Source organism: Wenzhouxiangella limi (assembly GCF_010499265.1).
Taxonomy (GTDB): domain Bacteria; phylum Pseudomonadota; class Gammaproteobacteria; order Xanthomonadales; family Wenzhouxiangellaceae; genus Wenzhouxiangella; species Wenzhouxiangella limi.
Genome location: NZ_JAAGSC010000004.1, coordinates 1 through 263, shown reverse-complemented (window position 1 = coordinate 263; position 263 = coordinate 1). Strand labels below are relative to the sequence as shown.

The following is a 263-nucleotide window of genomic DNA, read 5'->3' as shown; positions in this document are numbered from 1 at the left end:
GATACGGATACGGATACGGATACGGATACGGATACGGATACGGATACGGATACGGATACGGATACGGATACGGATACGGATACGGATACGGATACCGATACCGATACCGATACGGACACCGATACCGATACGGACACCGATACGGATACCGATACGGATACCGATACGGATACGGATACCGATACGGATACCGATACGGATACCGATACGGATACCGATACGGATACCGATACGGATACCGATACGGATACCGATACGGATAC

Annotated in this window: 1 protein-coding gene; it reads right to left on the bottom strand. The window is 50.6% G+C overall.

The window, feature by feature from the left end:
- Positions 1 to 263, bottom strand: a 263-nt coding sequence (locus G3I74_RS16375) for a hypothetical protein (protein ID WP_203594411.1), incomplete at both ends; no start/stop codon positions are given.